We start from the raw sequence: 16,890 nt of genomic DNA, 5'->3' as shown, positions 1-16,890 counted from the left end.
GCCCGCGGGGGAGGCGGTGTTGCAAGGATCGGTGGGTGGGCACCCACCCTACGGTGTGCGATGGCGTAGGGTGGGTGCCAACCCACCGCTACCTCACCCCAAGACCTGCGCGCATCAGCATCTGCCGCACCGGGCGCGCGGAATAGAGCGCGCCGAGCGCCCGGGCGCGGAGGTCGCGCAGGAGCGGCGTCTCGGCCATCGAGGCGCGGTTCAGGAAGTCGATCCCCGTCACCCTTCCCTGCACTTCAAGGTGGCGGCGGCGGTGGAACGTTTCGGTCACGGCGGGCTGGCCGGGGTCGTCGCGGTGCCGCCCGGTGAGGTCGAGAAGGGCCGCAAGATCGGCAAGCGACATGTTCAGTCCCTGCGCGCCGATGGGCGGCACGACATGCGCCGACTCGGCCATCAGCACGGCGCGGGGGCCGGACATCCGCTCGGCAATCTGGGAAATGATCGGCCAGATGCTGCGCCGGGTGATGAGGCTGAGCGGGCCGAGGATGCCGGAGGAGCGGGCCGTCATCTCGGCCTCGAAATCGGGGACGGGAAGCGCGGCGAGCCGGGCGATCTCCGGGCCGGTTTCCATCCAGACCACGGCGGAGGCGGGCTTGCCGTCGCGGTCGGGCAGGGGGACGAGGGTGAAGGGGCCGCCCTTGCGGTGGACCTCGGTCGAGACATTGCCGTGGGGCAGGTCATGCGTCACCGCAAAGGCCAGCGCCTTCTGGCCGTAACGGGTGGTTTTCGCACCGATCCCGAGGGCTTCGCGCACCGGGGAGTTGCGGCCGTCGGCGCCGACCACCAGTCTGGCGGCGATCTGCGTCCCGTCGGTGAGGGTGACGAGGGCCTCGGACTCGCGAGTCAGCATCCGGGCGAAGCCGGTGCCGGGGCGGAAGCTGACGTTCGGCAGTTCCGCAATGCGGGCGACCATCTCGCGGCGGAGGAGCCAGTTCGGCAGGTTCCAGCCGAAGGGTGCGTCGGAGATGTCGGCGGCGTCGAAATCCCGGGTGAGGCGGGCTTCGGGTTCGGGGCCGCCCGCGTCGATGATCCGCATAACCTGCAGGGGTGCGGCATGAGGTTCCAGCCGCGACCAGAGGCCCGCGGCTTCCAGCACGGGGATCGAGGGTTGCAGGAAGGCGGTGGTGCGCAGGTCGGCCCCTTCGGCCTCGCCCTCGGTGACGGGGGGGGTCGGGTCGACGCAGACCACCCGGAACCCGGCCGCGCCAAGCGCGCAGGCGGCGGTCAGGCCCGCGACGCCGCCGCCGGAGATCAGAATGTCGGTGGTTTCGCGCATCGGGGGCCTCCACCGGCCAGCATAGGCCGCGCGGCGCGCCGGGGCCAGTGGGACAGGACGTCTCAGCCCAGAGGGCTCAGGGGCGGGCGAGGATGACCAGAAGGATGAACATCACCGGGACGAGCGCGAGCGCCGTGAGGACAAGGGCCGGGAGCCCCCAGATCTGAACCGCAAGGATGACGGCGGTCACGAAGACGGTGAGCAGATAGTAGACGGTGTCGATCTCGCGCTCGACGTCGCGGATGACGCGACCGACGACCGGAATCGCGCGGAGGAGGCGCGAGAGCGGGCCGGGGGTCGAGAGGGTCGTGGCGGTCATGGGCGTCCTCGCTGCTGGTAGCCCGGGCATTTAGGGCCTTTGGCGGCAGGGGCGATGTGACGGAATGTCACCCCGCCAGCCGGGCAAGGAAGGCGGCGAGGTCGTCGGTGTGGTGGTGGATGTGGTCTGCGGGGTCGGGCTTCGGCGCCACATGGACGGTGCGCATCCCAAGGGCGTGCGGGACGGCGAGGTTGCGACTGTCGTCCTCGAACATGGCGCCACGGGCCGGGTCGAGGCCGTCCAGGGCAAAGACGGTGGCAAAGGCCTGGGCGTCGGGTTTGGGGTGGAAGGCGGCGTGCTCGACGCCGTAGATCGCGTCGAAGAGGCCCGCAAGTCCCCGTGCAGACAGGACTTTCTCGGCATAGGGGGCGCAGGCGTTGGTGTAGATGACCTTGCGACCGGGCAGCGCGGCGATGGCGCGGGCAAGGTCGGGGTCGGGTGCGAGGACCGAGAAGTCGATGTCGTGGACCTCGTTCAGATAGGGGCCGGGGTCGACGTCGTGTTCGCGCATCAGGCCCGCGAGGGTGGTGCCGTAGGTCCGCCAGTAATAGGCGCGCAGGTGGTCGGCGCGGGCGCGGTCGACCTGCAGGGCCTGCATGACCCAGTCGGTCATCCGGACCTCGATCTGGTCGAAGAGCCGCATGTGCGGCGGGTATAGCGTGTTGTCGAGGTCGAAGACCCAGGTGGTGACATGGGTGAAATCGGATTTGGCCATGGCAGGGATGTAGACCGCAGCCGTGGCGTTGGGAAGGGTTGATCGCGGGGCGGGGGCCGCGTAGGGTCCGCGCGCAAGGGGGACCGGGCCGGTGCAGAAAGACGCCTATACGCTGTTGATGGAAGCGATCGAGGCCGGGGTCTACAAGCCGGGCGACCGGCTGGTGGAGAGCGAGCTTGCCGAACGGCTGGGCGTGTCCCGCACGCCGGTGCGCGAAGCTTTGCAGCGGCTTGAGACGCAGGCGATGCTGACGCGGGACGGGCGGAGCCTGATCGTGGCATCCCTGGATCACAACCAGCTGGCCGAACTTTACACCGTGAGGACCGAGCTGGAGGGGCTGGCGGCGCGGCTGGCGGCCCGGCACGCGACGCCCGAGGAGGTCCGGGTCCTGAAGGGCATGGTGGCCGAGGACCGGGCGCTTCTGGGCGGCGACCCGCGGGCGTTGTCACGGGCCAACAAGCGGTTCCACAAGCAGATCCATCTTGCCAGCCACAACCGCTTTCTCGTGCAGCAGTTGGATCTGGTGCATCGCAGCATGGCCTTGATGGCGAACACCTCCTTCGCTGCCGAGGGGCGCGACGAGGTGGCGCTGGACGAACACGCGAAGATCGTCGCGGCGATCGAGGCGGGCGATGGCGAGGCGGCCTACCAGGCGCTGAAGTCGCATATCAGCCAGGCCTTCGAGACCCGGCTGCGGGTGGACGCGGGGGAATTGCGGACGCGGTAGCAGCGGCGCGGACCGGTGCATCGGGGCGCGTGGGCAGATTGCCCATCCTACTTGCCGTCGTCGAAAATCCCGTGCGTGGTCTTGTCCCAGTAGAACGGTCGGGTCACAAGTTCCGCCAGTCCCTTGTAGGCGGCGAGCGAGGCGAGGGGGTAGTAGACCTTGAGCGTCAGCACCCAGAGCAGGCTCAGCCGATGCGCGGTGCGGCCAAGACCAAGCGCCCCGATCAGGATGTTGGAGGCTTCCGCGAGGAAGAAGACGATGGACATGGCCCAGATTGCCGGCACCGGCAGCGCGGCATAGAGCGGATGGGGAAAACCGAGCGGCAGCAGCAGGAACGACCACAGGATCGGCGCCAGCAGGAATTGCGCGATGGACCCGAGGAACAGCACCTGGAACCCCCAGAAGCGCCTGGGCCCGAGTTGCCGCCAGAGAAGCCGGGGATGCCGCATGTGGACGGCCCAGGTCATCATGTAGCCCTTGATCCAGCGCGAGCGCTGCTTGATCCAGGGAAGCGGGCGGCAGTTCGCCTCTTCCAGCGTGGTGGTCTCGATCAGTTCGGTCCGGTAGCCGTGGCGGGCGAGACGGATGCCGAGATCGGCATCCTCGGTCACGTTGTGGGCATCCCAGGCGCCGAGGCGGTCCAGCACGTCCCGGCGGAAGAAGAGCGTCGTGCCACCCAGGGGGACGACGAGGCCGAGGCGGGCGATGCCGGGCAGGACGAGACGGAACCATCCGGCGTATTCGATGGTGAAGCAGCGGGACAGCCAGTTGGTGCGCGGATTGTAGTAGTCGAGCACGCCTTGCAGGCAGGCGACATCGGGCCCCGAGCGCTGGAAGCGTTCGACGACCTTGCGAAGCTGGTCGGGCTCGGGCGCGTCCTCGGCGTCATAGACCCCGACGATGGCGCCCCGGGCGTGGTCGAGCGCATGATTCAACGCGCGCGGCTTGGTCTTGACCTGGCCCTCGGGCACGATGACGACGCGCATCCAGGGCGGAAGCTCGGCCCGGTCAAGGGCGCCGAGGGTGAGGTGATCGCCAGCCTCGACCGCGAGGATGACGTCGAGGAGCTCGGCCGGGTAGTCGAGCCGGGCAAGACGGCGGACGAGGCGGGGCGCAATGTCGCCCTCGCGGTAGAGCGCCACGATGATCGAGACGACCGGCGGGATGGCATCGCTGGCGGGCAGCGGGCCGGGCCGGGGTGCGCGGAGCGCGGCAGCGGTCGCGGCGAACTTCAGCGCGACGATGGCGGCGAGCGAGATCACGGCGAAACCGAGGGCGGCCAGGCCGGTGGCGAGGGGCGCGAGAAGGAGGGCGGCCAGCATCACGGCCAGCCCGGCCAAGGCGCGGGGCGAGCGGTGCAGGCGCGGCCAGGAGCGGCAGCTTTCGGACTGGGCCACGCGGTTTTCGGCAGCGCGGGACAAGAGTTCGCCGCGCCGGGCATGGATCGCGGCGAGGATCGCGCGGGAGGAGGCCAGCCCTGCCGCGACCAGCCCGAGCCGTGCTTCCAGCATCGGGCGCAGACGGTGGAAATCCGCGGGGCGGGAGGTGGCGACGATGGTGACGTCACCCACCTTCTGCCAGGGCACAAGCCCGTGGCGCAGACAGTCCTGCACGCCGACGGCGTCGATCAGCCGGGGGTCGGGGAGGGCGGCATCAAGGTCGACGAGGCGGATGCCCCAGTTGCGGGCATCGACGCCGAGGAGGTCACGCTCCACCACGAGGCCGCGGGCGCGCAGCACGTCCGGCAGACGCCCGGCCTCGCGCCCCTGATGCGAGAGCGCGGTGAGCATTTCATCCGGGGCGACGACCCCTTCGCGCAGGAGAGAGGCGCCGACGGCGAAGGTGCGGCGGGGGGGCCGGGCGGAGGCCTCGGGGTCGTGCCTGTCACTGATCCGTTCGGCGGCACCCATGCCCGTTCCCCCGGTTCCGTGCATCACCATGCGACCGGAGGGTTAACGGGCGGTTAACGCCGCTCAGGCGGCCCGGCGGGCCTGCATGGCTTCGGCGAAGCGTTCGAACAGGTAGAAGCTGTCCTGCGGGCCGGGCGAGGCCTCGGGGTGGTATTGCACCGAATAGATCGGCTTGCCGTCGACCGCGATGCCGCAGTTGGTGCCGTCGAAGAGGCTGACATGGGTTTCGGAGACGCCCTTCGGCAGGGTGTCGGCATCGACGGTGAAGCCGTGGTTCATCGAGGTGATCTCGACCTTGCCGGTGGTCAGGTCCTTGACCGGGTGGTTCGCACCGTGGTGGCCGTGGTTCATCTTGCGCGTCCTGGCGCCGAGCGCGAGGGCGAGCATCTGGTGGCCAAGGCAGATGCCGAAGAGGGGCAGGTCCTTCTGCAACACGCCCTGGATCATCGGCACCGCATAGGCGCCGGTCGCCTCCGGGTCGCCGGGGCCGTTTGACAGGAACACGCCTTCCGGCTTGAGAGCGAGAACGTCCTCGGCCGTCGCGGTGGCGGGCAGGACGGTGACTTCGCAGCCGACCGAGGCGAGGCAACGCAGGATGTTGCGCTTGGCGCCGTAGTCGACGGCGACGACGCGCAGGCCCGGCCCTTCGCGGCGGGTGTAGCCTTCCGGCCAGGCCCAGCGTCTTTCGTCCCAGCGGTAGGATTGGGCGCAGGTCACGTCCTTCGCCAGATCAAGCCCGACGAGCCCCTTCCAGGCGCGGGCTTTCGCGACCAGTTTCTCGATATCGAACTTGCCCTCGGGGTCATGCGCAAGCGCCACATGCGGGGCGCCCTGCTGGCGGATCGCCCGGGTCAGCCTGCGGGTGTCGATCCCGCCGATGCCGATGCGGCCGATCTTCGTGAGCCATTCCGTCAGCTCGCCCGTCGCGCGCCAGTTGGACGGCTCGGTCGGGTCCCATTTCACCACCATGCCGGCGGCGGAGGGGGTTCCCGTCTCGTCATCTTCGGGCGTGACGCCGGTATTGCCGACATGGGGGAAGGTGAAGGTCACGACCTGACCCGCGTAGGATGGGTCGGTCATGATCTCCTGGTAGCCGGTCATCGCGGTGTTGAAGACAAGCTCGGCCACCGTTTCGCCGGTGGCACCGAAGCCATGGCCGTAGAAGAGCGTGCCATCGGCGAGGGCCAGGCAGGCGGTAGGCTTCTGCGGCGCAGGCATGGGCGACTCTCCATTTGGCAAATTGCGCGGAAACTAAGGGGCGGGAGGCGCGGGGTCAAGGGCGGGTGTGAAAAGGTTTTATAATTATAATCAATGGCTTGACAAAATGCTCTGCGGTTGCGGTTCGGACCGGTTCGCAGTATTGTCCGATCCTTGGGGAAACTATCGGAAAGTCTGACCATGCTTTTGCGCGACCGTCTTCAGACGGCTCTGAAAGAGGCCATGAAGGCGAAGGAGGCCGCCCGCCTCTCGACGCTGCGCCTGATCAACGCCGCCATCAAGGACCGCGAGATCGCCGTCCGGGGCGAGGCCGACGGGGGCGAGGTCGGCGAGCCGGAAATCCTGCAGATCATGGGCAAGATGGTGAAGCAGCGCCAGGAATCGGCGCGGGCCTATGAGGAAGGCGGGCGGCTGGAGCTGGCGGAAAAGGAGCTGGCCGAGATCGGGGTGATCCAGGAATTCCTGCCGCGGCAGATGGATGCCGACGAGGTGGCGGCAGCCGTGAATGCGGCTGTGGCCGAGACCGGGGCTGCAAGCATCCGCGACGTGGGCAAGGTGATGGCGGCCTTGAAGGCGCGCTACACGGGCCAGATGGATTTCGGCGCGGTCGGCGCGCTGGTGAAGGCGCGGCTGGGCTGAGGTGCGGCAACCTTTGGCCGGTCCATGCGTTGGGCCGGAGCAACCAGGGGAGGCGATCATGCCAGCAAGATCCAGGGCTCAGCAAAGGGCGGCCGGTGCCGCGCTTTCGGCGAAGCGCGGTGAAACACCGGTCAGCGAGCTGCAGGGTGCGTCAAGGGACATGTACAGGTCGATGACAGAGAAGGAGCTGGAAGAGCTAGCCTCGACCGATCACGACGGGTTGCCCGAGCACGCGCCGGATCGCTGAGTTCGTGTTCCGAGCCCGACGGCGGCGTGTCCAGTCCCCGGCACGCTGCGTTCCACCCCGGACAGGGTGGCGCAACACTGCGGTTCCCGGCCTCGCGGTCGTAGTGCGTTTTCGGCTATTCCGGATACATGCGTGAGGCTTTCGCGGTGCCGAGCTTGCCGCCCGACTTCTTGCCTTGTGCCGTGGCGGTCCATTCGTACTTGTGGGCGCCGTTCGGCGGGCAGGGGCTCTTGTACTTGAAGGCCCCGGGCTCAACCACGTCCTGTCCGGTGTAGGCCACGACCCCGCCGCCGTGATTGAATTCGCGCACATTGGTATCGACCAGCTTGAAGCGGATGAACTTCGTGCCCTCCGGCACGTCCTTGAGCACGAAACGCGGATTGGCGACCGTGTTGGGATTTCCCGAGGTGCAGGACTTCAATCCATCCCAGCTGAAGCCGATCTCGAAGGCGGACGCCGGGGCGGCGAGTGCGATCGCGGCGGCAGCGGCAAATGCGAGTTTCAGCATGATACTCCTTTAGGTTGCATGTGCTGGTTTCTCCTCTCGCAACTTGGCGGAAATGGGGCGATTGCGGGATTCGGGAACCGTCGCGCGGGACGTCACTTCAGCCGAGAGATATGGCCCTGGACCTCGTCCTTCAGCGCTATCCGTTCCGCTTCCGACAGGAAGGCGCCCAGTTCCACTTCGCGGCCCTCGCCCTTGAGTGTCAGGTAGTTTGGCACCGGCCCGCCGGTTTCGTGCAAGGTGACGCGGACCCAATAGGGGTTGGCCTCCCAGTCCTGCCGCCTGCCCTTGGGCCCGTGGCGGACCAGGGTGATGCGGTCGGATGAGAGCCGCAGGTCCTCGACGATGTCCCGGTCGCGACCGTTCTTGCGGAGCGCGAACCAGATCGCCCAGATCGTGCCGACCAGGAAAGGCAGGAGCGCCCAGAGCACGGGACTGCCGAGCGTGCTGACGAGGGGCGTGGCGATCAGGACTGCGGTTCCGCCGACGAACCAGACGAAACCGCGCTGGGTGAGCGAGCGGTGCGGCCAGAGATGCAGACGGTCTTGGCCGTCCTGTGGGGGAAGCCATTCATAGGGCATGGCGGCATACTGGCAGGCGCCGAGCCAGATGTCAGGGGGTGAGGGGCGTCAGGAAATCCTCGAATGCCGCGCGGTAGGCCTGCGGGTCCTCGGTGTAGGAACCGAGGTGGTCGGCCCCGGTCCAGAGCGTGACAGTCGGGGCGGTGCGGGCGGCGGCCATCGCCTGCGAGGGGCCGATGGGCACGATGCGGTCGGCGCTGCCCTGCGCGATGAACAGCGGGCCGGGGAAAGCCTGGAACGTGGCCGCGACCTCGGCCCCGGCGAGGGGCAGGCTGTTCTGGAATGGCAGGATCCGTTTCGCCGCCCAGCCGATGACTGCGGGCAGGGGCTTGCTGCTTTGCGCGGCGAGGTGGTCGATGATGGCGCCGAAGCTGATCGCGGGGCTGTCGAGTGCGACGGCCCCCACGCGCGGGGCCAGCGGGCTTTGCGCGAGGAACTGGCCGAGGATCGCACCGCCCATCGAATCGGCGACAACCAGCACCCGGTCACTGTCGCCGGGGGCCATCTTCGCGACGGCGGCTTCGAGATCGGGCCATTCGGTGAGGCCGAAGCCGTAGGTCCCCTCGGGCGCGGCGGGGGCAGCGGGGTCGTTGCGGTAGCTGATCAGCAGGACGGACCAGCCTGCCTCATGCAGGATGGAGAGCGCACGGTAGCCATCCTCGCGCGCGCCGGCGATGCCGTGGACATAGATCGCGTGGCCCCTTTCGTCGCCGCTGGCCGGGACGAGCCAGGCTTCGGCGGGGCCGAGCGGGGTGTCGAGCGAAACGGTCTGGAACGGCAGCGACAGGGCCGCCATCGGATCGCCCCGGTAGCCGAGCGCAAGCGCGTCGGTCGGCGGCTCGGCGGTAGAGAGGATGGCCGAGATGTTGCCGACCTTCAGCAGGCCCGTGGCAGCATGGGCAAGGAAATAGCCGGTGATGCCGACATAGGCCCCCAGCGCCGCGACAACCAGCAGGGCAACGAAGACGACCACGCGCATCGGACATTCCCCTTCCGGAATGGAAAAGGCCCCGGGTGCGGTTGCAGCCCGGGGCCTTGGTTCAGATCAGCCGCTCAATGGGCGTGGCTGTGATCCCAGTCGGACTGCTTCGGCAGCTGCTCGAACGTGTGTTCGGGCGGCGGGCAGGGCAGGGTCCATTCCAGGGTGTCGGCGTGTTCGTTCCAGTAGTTGTTCACGGTGATCTTCGCGCCCCGGGTCAGCGTGTAGAACACGATGCCGATGAAGAACACGAAGGAGGCGAAGGACAGGAACGCACCCATCGACGAGAACCAGTTCCAGTAGGCGAAGGCCTCGGGATAGTCGATGTAGCGGCGCGGCATGCCCTGGCGGCCCAGGAAGTGCTGCGGGAAGAAGGTCAGGTTCGAGCCGATGAACATCATCCAGAAGTGCAGCTTGCCCGCCCATTCCGGATACTGGCGGCCGGACATCTTGCCGATCCAGAAATAGACCCCGGCGAAGATCCCGAAGACGGCGCCGAGCGACATCACATAGTGGAAGTGGGCGACCACGTAGTAGGTGTCGTGGTAGGCACGGTCGACCGGGGCCTGCGACAGCACGATCCCGGTCACGCCGCCGGTGGTGAAGAGGAAGAGGAAGCCGAAGGCCCAGAGCATCGGGGTCTTGAATTCCACCGACCCGCCCCAGATCGTCGCGATCCAGGAGAAGATCTTCACGCCGGTCGGCACCGCGATGACCATGGTCGCCAGCATGAAGTAGCTCTGCTGGGTCAGCGACATGCCGACGGTGTACATGTGGTGTGCCCAGACGACGAAGCCGAGAACACCGATCGCCACCATCGCATAGACCATCGGCAGGTAGCCGAAGATCGGCTTCTTCGCGAAGGTCGAGATGACTTGGCTGATGATCCCGAAGGCCGGGATGACGATGATGTAGACTTCCGGGTGGCCGAAGAACCACAGGATGTGCTGGTAGAGGATCGGGTCGCCACCGCCCGAGGGGGTGAAGAAGGTGGTGCCGAAGTTCCGGTCGGTCAGGAGCATGGTGATCGCCCCGGCCAGGACCGGCAGGGCCAGAAGAATCAGCCAGGCGGTGACGAAGATCGACCAGCCGAAGAGCGGCACCTTGTGCAGCGTCATGCCGGGGGTGCGCATGTTCAGGAAGGTGGTGATCATGTTGATCGCGCCGAGGATCGACGAGGCGCCCGACAGGTGGACGGCGAAGATCGCGAGGTCCATCGCGTAGCCGCCTTCCGCCGTGGTGGTCAGCGGCGGGTAGAGCACCCAGCCCACGCCCGCGCCGGTGCCGAGATCACCGCCGCCGCCCGGAGACAGGAGCGAAGCGACGCCCAGCGAGGTGCCCGCGACGTAGAGCCAGAACGACAGGTTGTTCATCCGCGGGAAGGCCATGTCCGGCGCACCGATCTGCAACGGCATGAAATAGTTGCCGAAGCCGCCGAACAGCGCGGGGATGACCACGAAGAACATCATCAGGACGCCGTGATAGGTGATCATCACGTTCCACAGGTGCCCGTTCGGGGTGCAGACCTCGGACGAGGCGATGAAGCGCGCACCTTCCTGGCACATGTACTGCACGCCCGGGTGCATCAGCTCAAGTCGCATGTAGACGGTGAACAGGACCGAGATCAGGCCGACGACCCCTGCAACGAAGAGATAGAGGATCCCGATGTCCTTGTGGTTGGTCGACATGAACCAGCGGGTAAAGAACCCGCGCGTATCGTGGTGTTCGTGGCCGTGGATGGCTGCGTCCGCCATATGGCTGCTCCCGCTTTGGTCGTTTTCGTCTTGCCCGTTCGCGCGCCGAGAGGCCCGCCCGGTTTCCCTTGCGATCCCGTCTTAGCCGCGCGGGTGCAAGGTCGCAATGCATGACTTTGCCACACCGGGCAGAAAACGCGGGGAAAAAGCAGAGGGCGCGACCCCGGCAGGGATCGCGCCCATGGATTTCGGCGAAACGGGAGTGCTACTGCGCGACCGAGGCGAGATAGGCCGCCACGTCCTCGCCGCCCGTGGCCAGCTTGAAGGACATCTTCGACTTGGCCGCATCGTCGGCCAGCGTCGATTTCAGGTAGGCGGCAGGGTCCGCGACATAGGCGGCCAGGCTCGCCTCGTCCCAGACCGCGCCAGTGGCCCCCAGCGCGGCGATCGAGTCGCCGTACTTGAAGTCGGGATCCGAGGCCACGGCCCGGCCGATCACGCCATAGAGGTTCGGGCCGGTACGGCCGCCTTTCTGGATTTCGGTGCCGTCCGCCGCGATGACCGAGTGGCAGGCCTTGCACTTCTTGAACGCCTCCTCGCCCGCGGCCGGATCGCCCGCGAAGGCCGGGGCCGCCAGGGCGGCGGCGGTCAGGGCAAGAAGGATGAACTTCGTCATGATGTCCTCGCATGGTTCGGGGCGCTCTGTGGCGCTCCCACGGCGGCAACATGGGGGCGGGAGCCGTTGTTATGCAATAGCATCTTGGTGCTATGCCACATCCGGCACAGGGCAGAACCCCTGGAACTGGCGCGGGAAGGTGGCGATCAGCGCGGCATCGAGGTCGGCCATCGTCACGGGCAAGCCCAGGTCGACAAGGCTGGTCACGCCATGGTCGCGGATGCCGCAGGGGACGATTCCGTCGAAGTGGGAGAGGTCGGGTTCGACGTTGATCGCGATGCCGTGGAAGCTGACCCAGCGCCGGAGCTTGATGCCGATGGCGGCGATCTTGTCCTCGGTCGGCCGACCGTCGGGGCCGGAGCGGTCGGGGCGCCCGACCCAGACGCCGACGCGGCCCGGGCGGATTTCGCCCTTGACGTTGAACTCGGCCAGCGTGTCGATGACCCAGCGCTCCAGCCCGCGCACGAAGCAGCGCACGTCGCCACCGTTCGGGCCGCCGCGCGCCTTGACGTCCAGCATGCAGTAGATCACCCGCTGGCCCGGCCCGTGATAGGTATACTGCCCGCCGCGCCCCACCGGGTAGACCGGAAAGCGGCCGGGATCGACGAGGTCGGCCGGTCTGGCCGAGGTTCCGGCGGTGTAGAGCGGCGGATGCTCCAGAAGCCAGATCGCCTCGCCCGCGCGGCCCTCGTTCATGGCGGCGACATGCGCCTCCATCGCGGCCAGCGTCTCGGGGTAGGGGGCGAGCCCCGGGATGTGGATCCAGTCGACCATCGGTTTCCTCGGGCCTGTTGCGCCGCGTCCGGCGCGGGTCTGCTCCGTCCCCGGCATATAGGCGCCGCGTCCGTCCGGCAACAGAGCGTCATCCCGGTGCCTGCAACGCCTGGCGGCGGACGGGCGCAGGCCGGGCTCCCGGCGATCCGGCCAAAGGTCCCGCTTCTGCTACCTTCCTTGGCATGTGTGGGCGATTCAACCTGTCGGGTCTGACCTGGAAGGAACTCTGTCAGCTTCTGTCGGCGGGCGAGCCGCCCGCGGGCTGATCCGCGCTTCGATAGCGGTGTCGCTCGACCCGCGCGGTCGCGCACTGGCGGCGATGAGCTTCGTCTGGACCTCCTGCCAGAGCGCATTGTCGATGATCGCTGGATGCTGACCGGGATAGGACTGATCCTTGTGCCGGATGCGCCCGATGTAGACCGGATTGGTCAGGAGGTGATGCAACTGCCCGCGAGAGAAGGGCGAGCCGCCCCGGACATGTCCTGACGGTGAGAGGCCAGCCTTTGGCCGAAGCCCCAACTTCTCCGCCTCCACTTCGACCCGTCGCAGATTGCCAAGCTCGGCGTAGAGGCTGAAGAGCGTCTTCACCACGTCGGCCTCAACCGGATTGACCACCAGTTCCCGGCGCTGCGGATGGGGATGGCGGTCATAGCCAAGCGGCAGGACACCCCCCATCCAGAGCCCTTTTTCTTCGAGGCGGCGATCTTGTCGCGGATACGCTCGGCGGTGACCTCGCGCTCGAACTGGGCGAAGGACAGAAGCACGTTCAGTGTCAGCCGTCCCATGGAGGTGGCAGTGTTGAAGGCTTGGGTCACCGAGACAAAGGAACAGCCCTTGGCGTCGAGCCGTTCCACGAGACGTCCGAAGTCGACCAGCGACCGGGTCAGCCGGTCGATCTTGTAGACGACCACCATGCCAATGCGGCCAGCATCGATCTCGGCGAGAAGTCGCTGCAGGGCCGGGCGGTCGAGCGTGCCACCGGAGAGGCCGCCATCGTCGAAGCGGTCGGGCACAAGCTTCCAGCCCTCGTGACGCTGGCTCGCGATATAGGCGGCACAGGCTTCATATTGCGCATCGAGCGAGTTGAAGGCCTGATCCAGACCTTCGTCGCTCGACTTGCGCGTATAGATCGCGCAGCGGATCACCGGCTTCTGGGTCATGCCGCATGCTCCTTGCCCTGAACCCGCCTTGGCGTCTTGCCCGCACCAGCGCCAGTTACGATGCCGAAGAAGCGCGGCCCTGACCAGCGGGCACCGGTGATCGCGCGGGCGATGGCGGAGAGCGAGCGGTGCCGGCTGCCGTTCCAGAGATATCCGTCGGGCCGCACATCCACCACATGGGTCACACCGTTCCAAGCGCGCAGGAGGCGCGCGCCGGGCTTCATCGCGGGCGAGGCCTTGCGCTCCTCCCCCGCGGCGATCCGGTCCAGCCGGGCGAGGGGGGCAGGAGTCAACCCGCCCTCCACATTCGCCTGCAGCTCAAACGCCAGAAACCGGCGCTGCATCACTTGGCTCATGTTCGCAGGCACCTCGCCTCCCACGAGATCGGCCCGGAGCCGGGCGAGGTCCGCCCGGTCCAAGGCTGCAAGGTCGGCCAGCGATTTCATGTGGCTGGCCCATTTCCGGCGAGATCAACGGACGTCTCCGGTTCCGCTTCATCCGGGTTGGCGGGGCCTCCAACTCGGAAGACATCAGTTTCGCCGTCCGGGATCGGTGCATCGGGGTCGATGAAGTAGATCGTCACCCCTTCCACGGTGCGGCGCTGGTCCGCTCACCCCTTCTTCCGAAGGCCCGAGAGTGCCGCCCGAACCGAATGGGCTTGCCAGCCGGTTGCGGCCATCAGGGACGTCATGGATGCCCCGCCCGGGTCTTGCAGGCTGCGGCGGAGAGCGAATGCCTTGGTCTTTCGGAGCGGCTTCAGGACAGAGGTTGCAGTGGTCATCGGCACAGCGGCAGGTGCAGTTGTAGGCTCAGGAAGCTTGGTCGCGCGGGCAACTTCCTCGCCGCCGTCGCTCTCGCATCCGCACGCATCTGGTTGCGATCAATTGAGTCCACCACCTAGCTTAGGCCTAAGATTCTGAGATCGCAGCCAGGACTGCTTTTGGCGGAAGGACGAGGTTCGAAACTTCCTCAATTCCACCAGGCGATGACGGCTGCGATGGCGACGGCTGAACAGATGACCCGGATCATAGGTTGAGTCCCCTGTTTGATCGTGGTTGGGTTCGAAATGGTTGAAGCGGGCGCCGCAGGACACCGATGAAGGGCAATCAGATGGTTTGCCAAGGAATTGTCTCACTCTATGACTGGCCCGGAAAAAGCGCTCCGAAGGTTGGGGACCACCCTCACCCCGCAGTTTTTCACATGCTGGATGTCGCGGCGGTTGCGGAAAGGCTGATCGCGCCCTTCGGGTACGAGCCGCGCCTGCGCGATGCCCTGGTGCTGCTGGTGGCCCTGCACGACCTGGGCAAGATCAGCGACAGCTTCCGCGCGATGATTCAAGATGGCGCGTCACAGGGATACCGGCACTGGAAACTGTCCGAGGCGCTGTTCTACGCCCATGATGCCCTGCTGGCCGCGCGGATCGGCGGCGACTGGTGGCAGCGGAGGGCGCTCTATGCGGCGGTGGCGGGGCATCACGGCCAGCCTTCCGATCTTGCTCTTGGCAAGCCCGCCGAACCGTCTCGCGACCAGAGGACGGCATTGGCACAGATCGGCTCGGGGCTGGAACCGGCGGGCGAGGTGATCGCCGCCTTTTGCGACCTCTGGCCCGATGCGGCGCTGGAGAGCCTTGATCCGGACGCGGGCACCACGGCGCTGAGCTGGTGGCTACCCGGCCTTTGCGCCGCAGCGGATTGGGTCGGCTCCAACACGCTGTGGTTTCCGGCCGAGGCTGGGCGACCGTCGCTCGCCGACTATCTGGCGCGGGCGCGTGAGGTGGCGGCGGTTGCAGTGGTCGGGGCGGGGCTGGCGGGCAGCACCGTGCGGTCCGGCCCGATCTTCGACTTCGCGCTGCGCCCGATGCAGGCGGCCTGTCGGGACGTGACGCTGCCCGATGGGCCGATGCTGGCGGTGATCGAGGATGAGACGGGGGCGGGCAAGACCGAGGCGGCGCTGATCCTGGCGCATCGCATGGCGCAGGCGGGCAAGGGCAGGGGGATCTATCTCGCCCTGCCGACCATGGCCACCGCCGATGCCATGTTCACCCGCGCCCGGGATGCCATCGGCGCCATCTTCGCAGCGCCGACCCTGACCCTGGCGCATGGCCGCGCCGCGCTGTCGGTGCCGTTCCGCGATCTGCCGACGACAGGCGCACCGGGCGAGGATGAGCCCTCCTGCACCGACTGGCTGAAGCAAAGCCGCCGTCGCGCGCTGCTGGCCGATGTGGGGGTCGGCACGGTGGATCAGGCGCTGTTGTCGGTGCTGCCGGTCAGGCATCAGACGCTGCGGCATTTCGGGCTGTCGTCGAAGATCCTGATCGTCGACGAGGTTCACGAGATGGGTGAGCCCTATGTCGGCAAGGAACTGGAACGCCTCTTGCAGATGCACCGCGCGGCTGGCGGCTCGGCGATCCTCCTGACCGCTACGCTGCCGCTGGACCTGCGGGCGCGGTTGCTGGCGACCTATGGCGGGGCCAGTCCCGGCCCGGCCTATCCGGCGCTGACGGTGGCGGGCGGGGCTTCGGTCTCGGGATTTGCCGCCGACACGCGGCCGGTGAAGGGCCCGGTGCGGGTGGAGCGGATCGACAGTGCCGAGGCGGCGGCTGATCTCGTGGTGGCCGAGGCCGCGAAAGGGGCGGCCTGCGTCTGGGTGCGCAACGGCGTGGATGACGCCATCGCCGCGGTCGAGGCGCTGCGGGCGCGGGGCGTGGCGGCGCGGTTGCTGCATGCGCGGTTTGCCCTGTCCGACCGCAAGCGGATCGAGGCCGAGGTCCTGGCCCGCGTTGGCAAGGTGGGAACGCATCGGGCGGGGTTCGTGCTTGTCTCTACTCAAGTCATTGAAATGTCGTTAGATTTGGATTTCGACGTGATGGTCTCGGACATCGCCCCCATCGCCGCGCTGATCCAGCGGGCCGGTCGGCTCTGGCGGCACATGGACCGCCGTCCCGCTGCTTCGCGACCCGTTCCCGCCCCGGTTCTGCATGTGCTGTCGCCCGATCCGGGGCAGGTGGAGGATGACCGCTGGCTGCACGGCACCCTGGGCAGCGGGGCCTGGGTCTATTCCGTCGCCGAGGTCTGGCGCAGTGCCCGCGTGCTGTTCGCGGCGGGGCGGATCGAGGCGCCGCAGGGCCTGCGCGCGCTGATCGAGGCAGTGCATGGCGCGGGTGCCGAGGAATTGCCCGAGGCGCTGAAGCGGGCCGAGATGCAGGCCGAAGGCCAGAAAATTGCGAAGAAGACCCTGGCGCAGCACAATCTGGTCGAACTGCACAGGGGATACCGCGATGCCGGGAAGGGCGATGACGATGTGTCCTATCCCACCCGTCTGGGAGAAGAGACGCGCGTGCTGGTCCTGGCCCGCAGGGTGGGGGCCGTGCTGCACCCCTGGGTGACGCCCGATCCGGCAAACGACTCCGGCTGGTCCGACGCCTGGGCGTTCTCCGAAGTCTCGGCCAGCAGCAGGAAGCT

General features: G+C 67.6%; 17 protein-coding genes and 1 pseudogene. 4 read left to right on the top strand and 14 right to left on the bottom strand.

Annotation, left to right across the window (positions count from 1 at the left end):
* Nucleotides 1–88: 88 nt before the first annotated feature.
* The 3 genes from JNL31_RS10855 to JNL31_RS10845 form a co-directional block, all read right to left on the bottom strand.
* Nucleotides 89–1,285: a UbiH/UbiF family hydroxylase gene (locus JNL31_RS10855; protein WP_294973136.1), complete on the bottom strand. Its 1,197-nt coding sequence runs from the start codon at nucleotides 1,283–1,285 to the stop codon at nucleotides 89–91.
* A gap of 76 nt (nucleotides 1,286–1,361) precedes the next feature.
* The gene (locus JNL31_RS10850; protein WP_294973134.1) at nucleotides 1,362–1,604 is read right to left on the bottom strand and encodes a hypothetical protein; all 243 of its coding nucleotides are present in this window, start codon (nucleotides 1,602–1,604) and stop codon (nucleotides 1,362–1,364) included.
* 67 nt (nucleotides 1,605–1,671) lie between these two features.
* Complete coding sequence (locus JNL31_RS10845; RefSeq protein WP_294973132.1) at nucleotides 1,672–2,319, bottom strand: pyrimidine 5'-nucleotidase; 648 nt, start codon at nucleotides 2,317–2,319, stop codon at nucleotides 1,672–1,674.
* Nucleotides 2,320–2,410: 91 nt separating this feature from the next.
* On the opposite strand from JNL31_RS10845, the gene JNL31_RS10840 reads away from it, so the two are divergent.
* Nucleotides 2,411–3,046, top strand: a complete 636-nt coding sequence (locus JNL31_RS10840) for a GntR family transcriptional regulator (RefSeq protein ID WP_294973131.1) — start codon at nucleotides 2,411–2,413, stop codon at nucleotides 3,044–3,046.
* A 47-nt stretch (nucleotides 3,047–3,093) separates the two neighbouring features.
* On the opposite strand, the gene JNL31_RS10835 is transcribed toward JNL31_RS10840, so the two are convergent.
* Together JNL31_RS10835 and carA are read right to left on the bottom strand one after the other, a co-directional pair.
* Nucleotides 3,094–4,956 (bottom strand): glycosyltransferase, encoded by a 1,863-nt coding sequence (locus tag JNL31_RS10835; RefSeq protein ID WP_294973130.1) that lies wholly within the window; start codon nucleotides 4,954–4,956, stop codon nucleotides 3,094–3,096.
* Nucleotides 4,957–5,019: 63 nt separating this feature from the next.
* Complete coding sequence (carA, locus tag JNL31_RS10830; RefSeq protein WP_294973128.1) at nucleotides 5,020–6,174, bottom strand: glutamine-hydrolyzing carbamoyl-phosphate synthase small subunit; 1,155 nt, start codon at nucleotides 6,172–6,174, stop codon at nucleotides 5,020–5,022.
* A gap of 180 nt (nucleotides 6,175–6,354) precedes the next feature.
* On the opposite strand from carA, the gene JNL31_RS10825 reads away from it, so the two are divergent.
* Nucleotides 6,355–6,813: a GatB/YqeY domain-containing protein gene (locus JNL31_RS10825; RefSeq protein ID WP_294973127.1), complete on the top strand. Its 459-nt coding sequence runs from the start codon at nucleotides 6,355–6,357 to the stop codon at nucleotides 6,811–6,813.
* Nucleotides 6,814–6,871: 58 nt separating this feature from the next.
* Complete coding sequence (locus JNL31_RS10820; RefSeq protein WP_294973125.1) at nucleotides 6,872–7,060, top strand: DUF3008 family protein; 189 nt, start codon at nucleotides 6,872–6,874, stop codon at nucleotides 7,058–7,060.
* A gap of 115 nt (nucleotides 7,061–7,175) precedes the next feature.
* Here the strand turns inward: JNL31_RS10820 and JNL31_RS10815 are convergent, their stop codons facing one another.
* The 9 genes and pseudogenes from JNL31_RS10815 to JNL31_RS10775 all read right to left on the bottom strand — a co-directional run bounded on the left by JNL31_RS10815 (nucleotide 7,176) and on the right by JNL31_RS10775 (nucleotide 14,210).
* A complete protein-coding gene (locus tag JNL31_RS10815) occupies nucleotides 7,176–7,568 on the bottom strand; it encodes a hypothetical protein (RefSeq protein ID WP_294973123.1) in 393 nt (130 codons plus the stop codon).
* A gap of 92 nt (nucleotides 7,569–7,660) precedes the next feature.
* Nucleotides 7,661–8,146, bottom strand: a complete 486-nt coding sequence (locus tag JNL31_RS10810; protein ID WP_294973122.1) for a DUF2244 domain-containing protein — start codon at nucleotides 8,144–8,146, stop codon at nucleotides 7,661–7,663.
* 31 nt (nucleotides 8,147–8,177) lie between these two features.
* On the bottom strand, nucleotides 8,178–9,125 hold the full coding sequence (locus tag JNL31_RS10805; RefSeq protein ID WP_294973120.1) for a hypothetical protein: 948 nt from the start codon (nucleotides 9,123–9,125) through the stop codon (nucleotides 8,178–8,180).
* Between the two features lie 74 nt (nucleotides 9,126–9,199).
* Complete coding sequence (locus JNL31_RS10800; protein ID WP_294973119.1) at nucleotides 9,200–10,879, bottom strand: cytochrome c oxidase subunit 1; 1,680 nt, start codon at nucleotides 10,877–10,879, stop codon at nucleotides 9,200–9,202.
* 205 nt (nucleotides 10,880–11,084) lie between these two features.
* Nucleotides 11,085–11,495 carry a cytochrome c family protein gene (locus JNL31_RS10795; RefSeq protein ID WP_294973117.1) on the bottom strand — a complete coding sequence of 137 codons (411 nt, stop codon included), beginning with the start codon at nucleotides 11,493–11,495 and terminating at the stop codon, nucleotides 11,085–11,087.
* A 90-nt stretch (nucleotides 11,496–11,585) separates the two neighbouring features.
* On the bottom strand, nucleotides 11,586–12,269 hold the full coding sequence (lipB, locus tag JNL31_RS10790) for a lipoyl(octanoyl) transferase LipB (protein ID WP_294973115.1): 684 nt from the start codon (nucleotides 12,267–12,269) through the stop codon (nucleotides 11,586–11,588).
* Nucleotides 12,270–12,602: 333 nt separating this feature from the next.
* A pseudogene (locus JNL31_RS10785) lies at nucleotides 12,603–13,429 on the bottom strand (recombinase family protein); the annotation flags it as partial.
* Entirely contained in the window at nucleotides 13,426–13,875 is a 450-nt protein-coding gene (locus JNL31_RS10780; RefSeq protein WP_294973113.1) for a DUF2924 domain-containing protein, read from the bottom strand. The gene JNL31_RS10780 and the pseudogene JNL31_RS10785, both read right to left, overlap by 4 nt.
* Before the next feature lie 164 nt (nucleotides 13,876–14,039).
* Nucleotides 14,040–14,210, bottom strand: coding sequence for a DUF3489 domain-containing protein (locus JNL31_RS10775; protein WP_294973111.1), 171 nt, complete (start codon nucleotides 14,208–14,210; stop codon nucleotides 14,040–14,042).
* A gap of 419 nt (nucleotides 14,211–14,629) precedes the next feature.
* On the opposite strand from JNL31_RS10775, the gene cas3 reads away from it, so the two are divergent.
* Nucleotides 14,630–16,890 (top strand): CRISPR-associated helicase Cas3' (gene cas3, locus JNL31_RS10770; RefSeq protein ID WP_294973109.1); only part of this gene is annotated, 2,261 nt, incomplete at its 3' end.

It is taken from the genome of Tabrizicola sp. (assembly GCF_016792905.1).
In the GTDB taxonomy this organism is placed as follows: domain Bacteria; phylum Pseudomonadota; class Alphaproteobacteria; order Rhodobacterales; family Rhodobacteraceae; genus Tabrizicola.
Note: the sequence above shows the minus strand (reverse complement) of the source record. Positions and strands in the feature narration are given on the sequence as shown.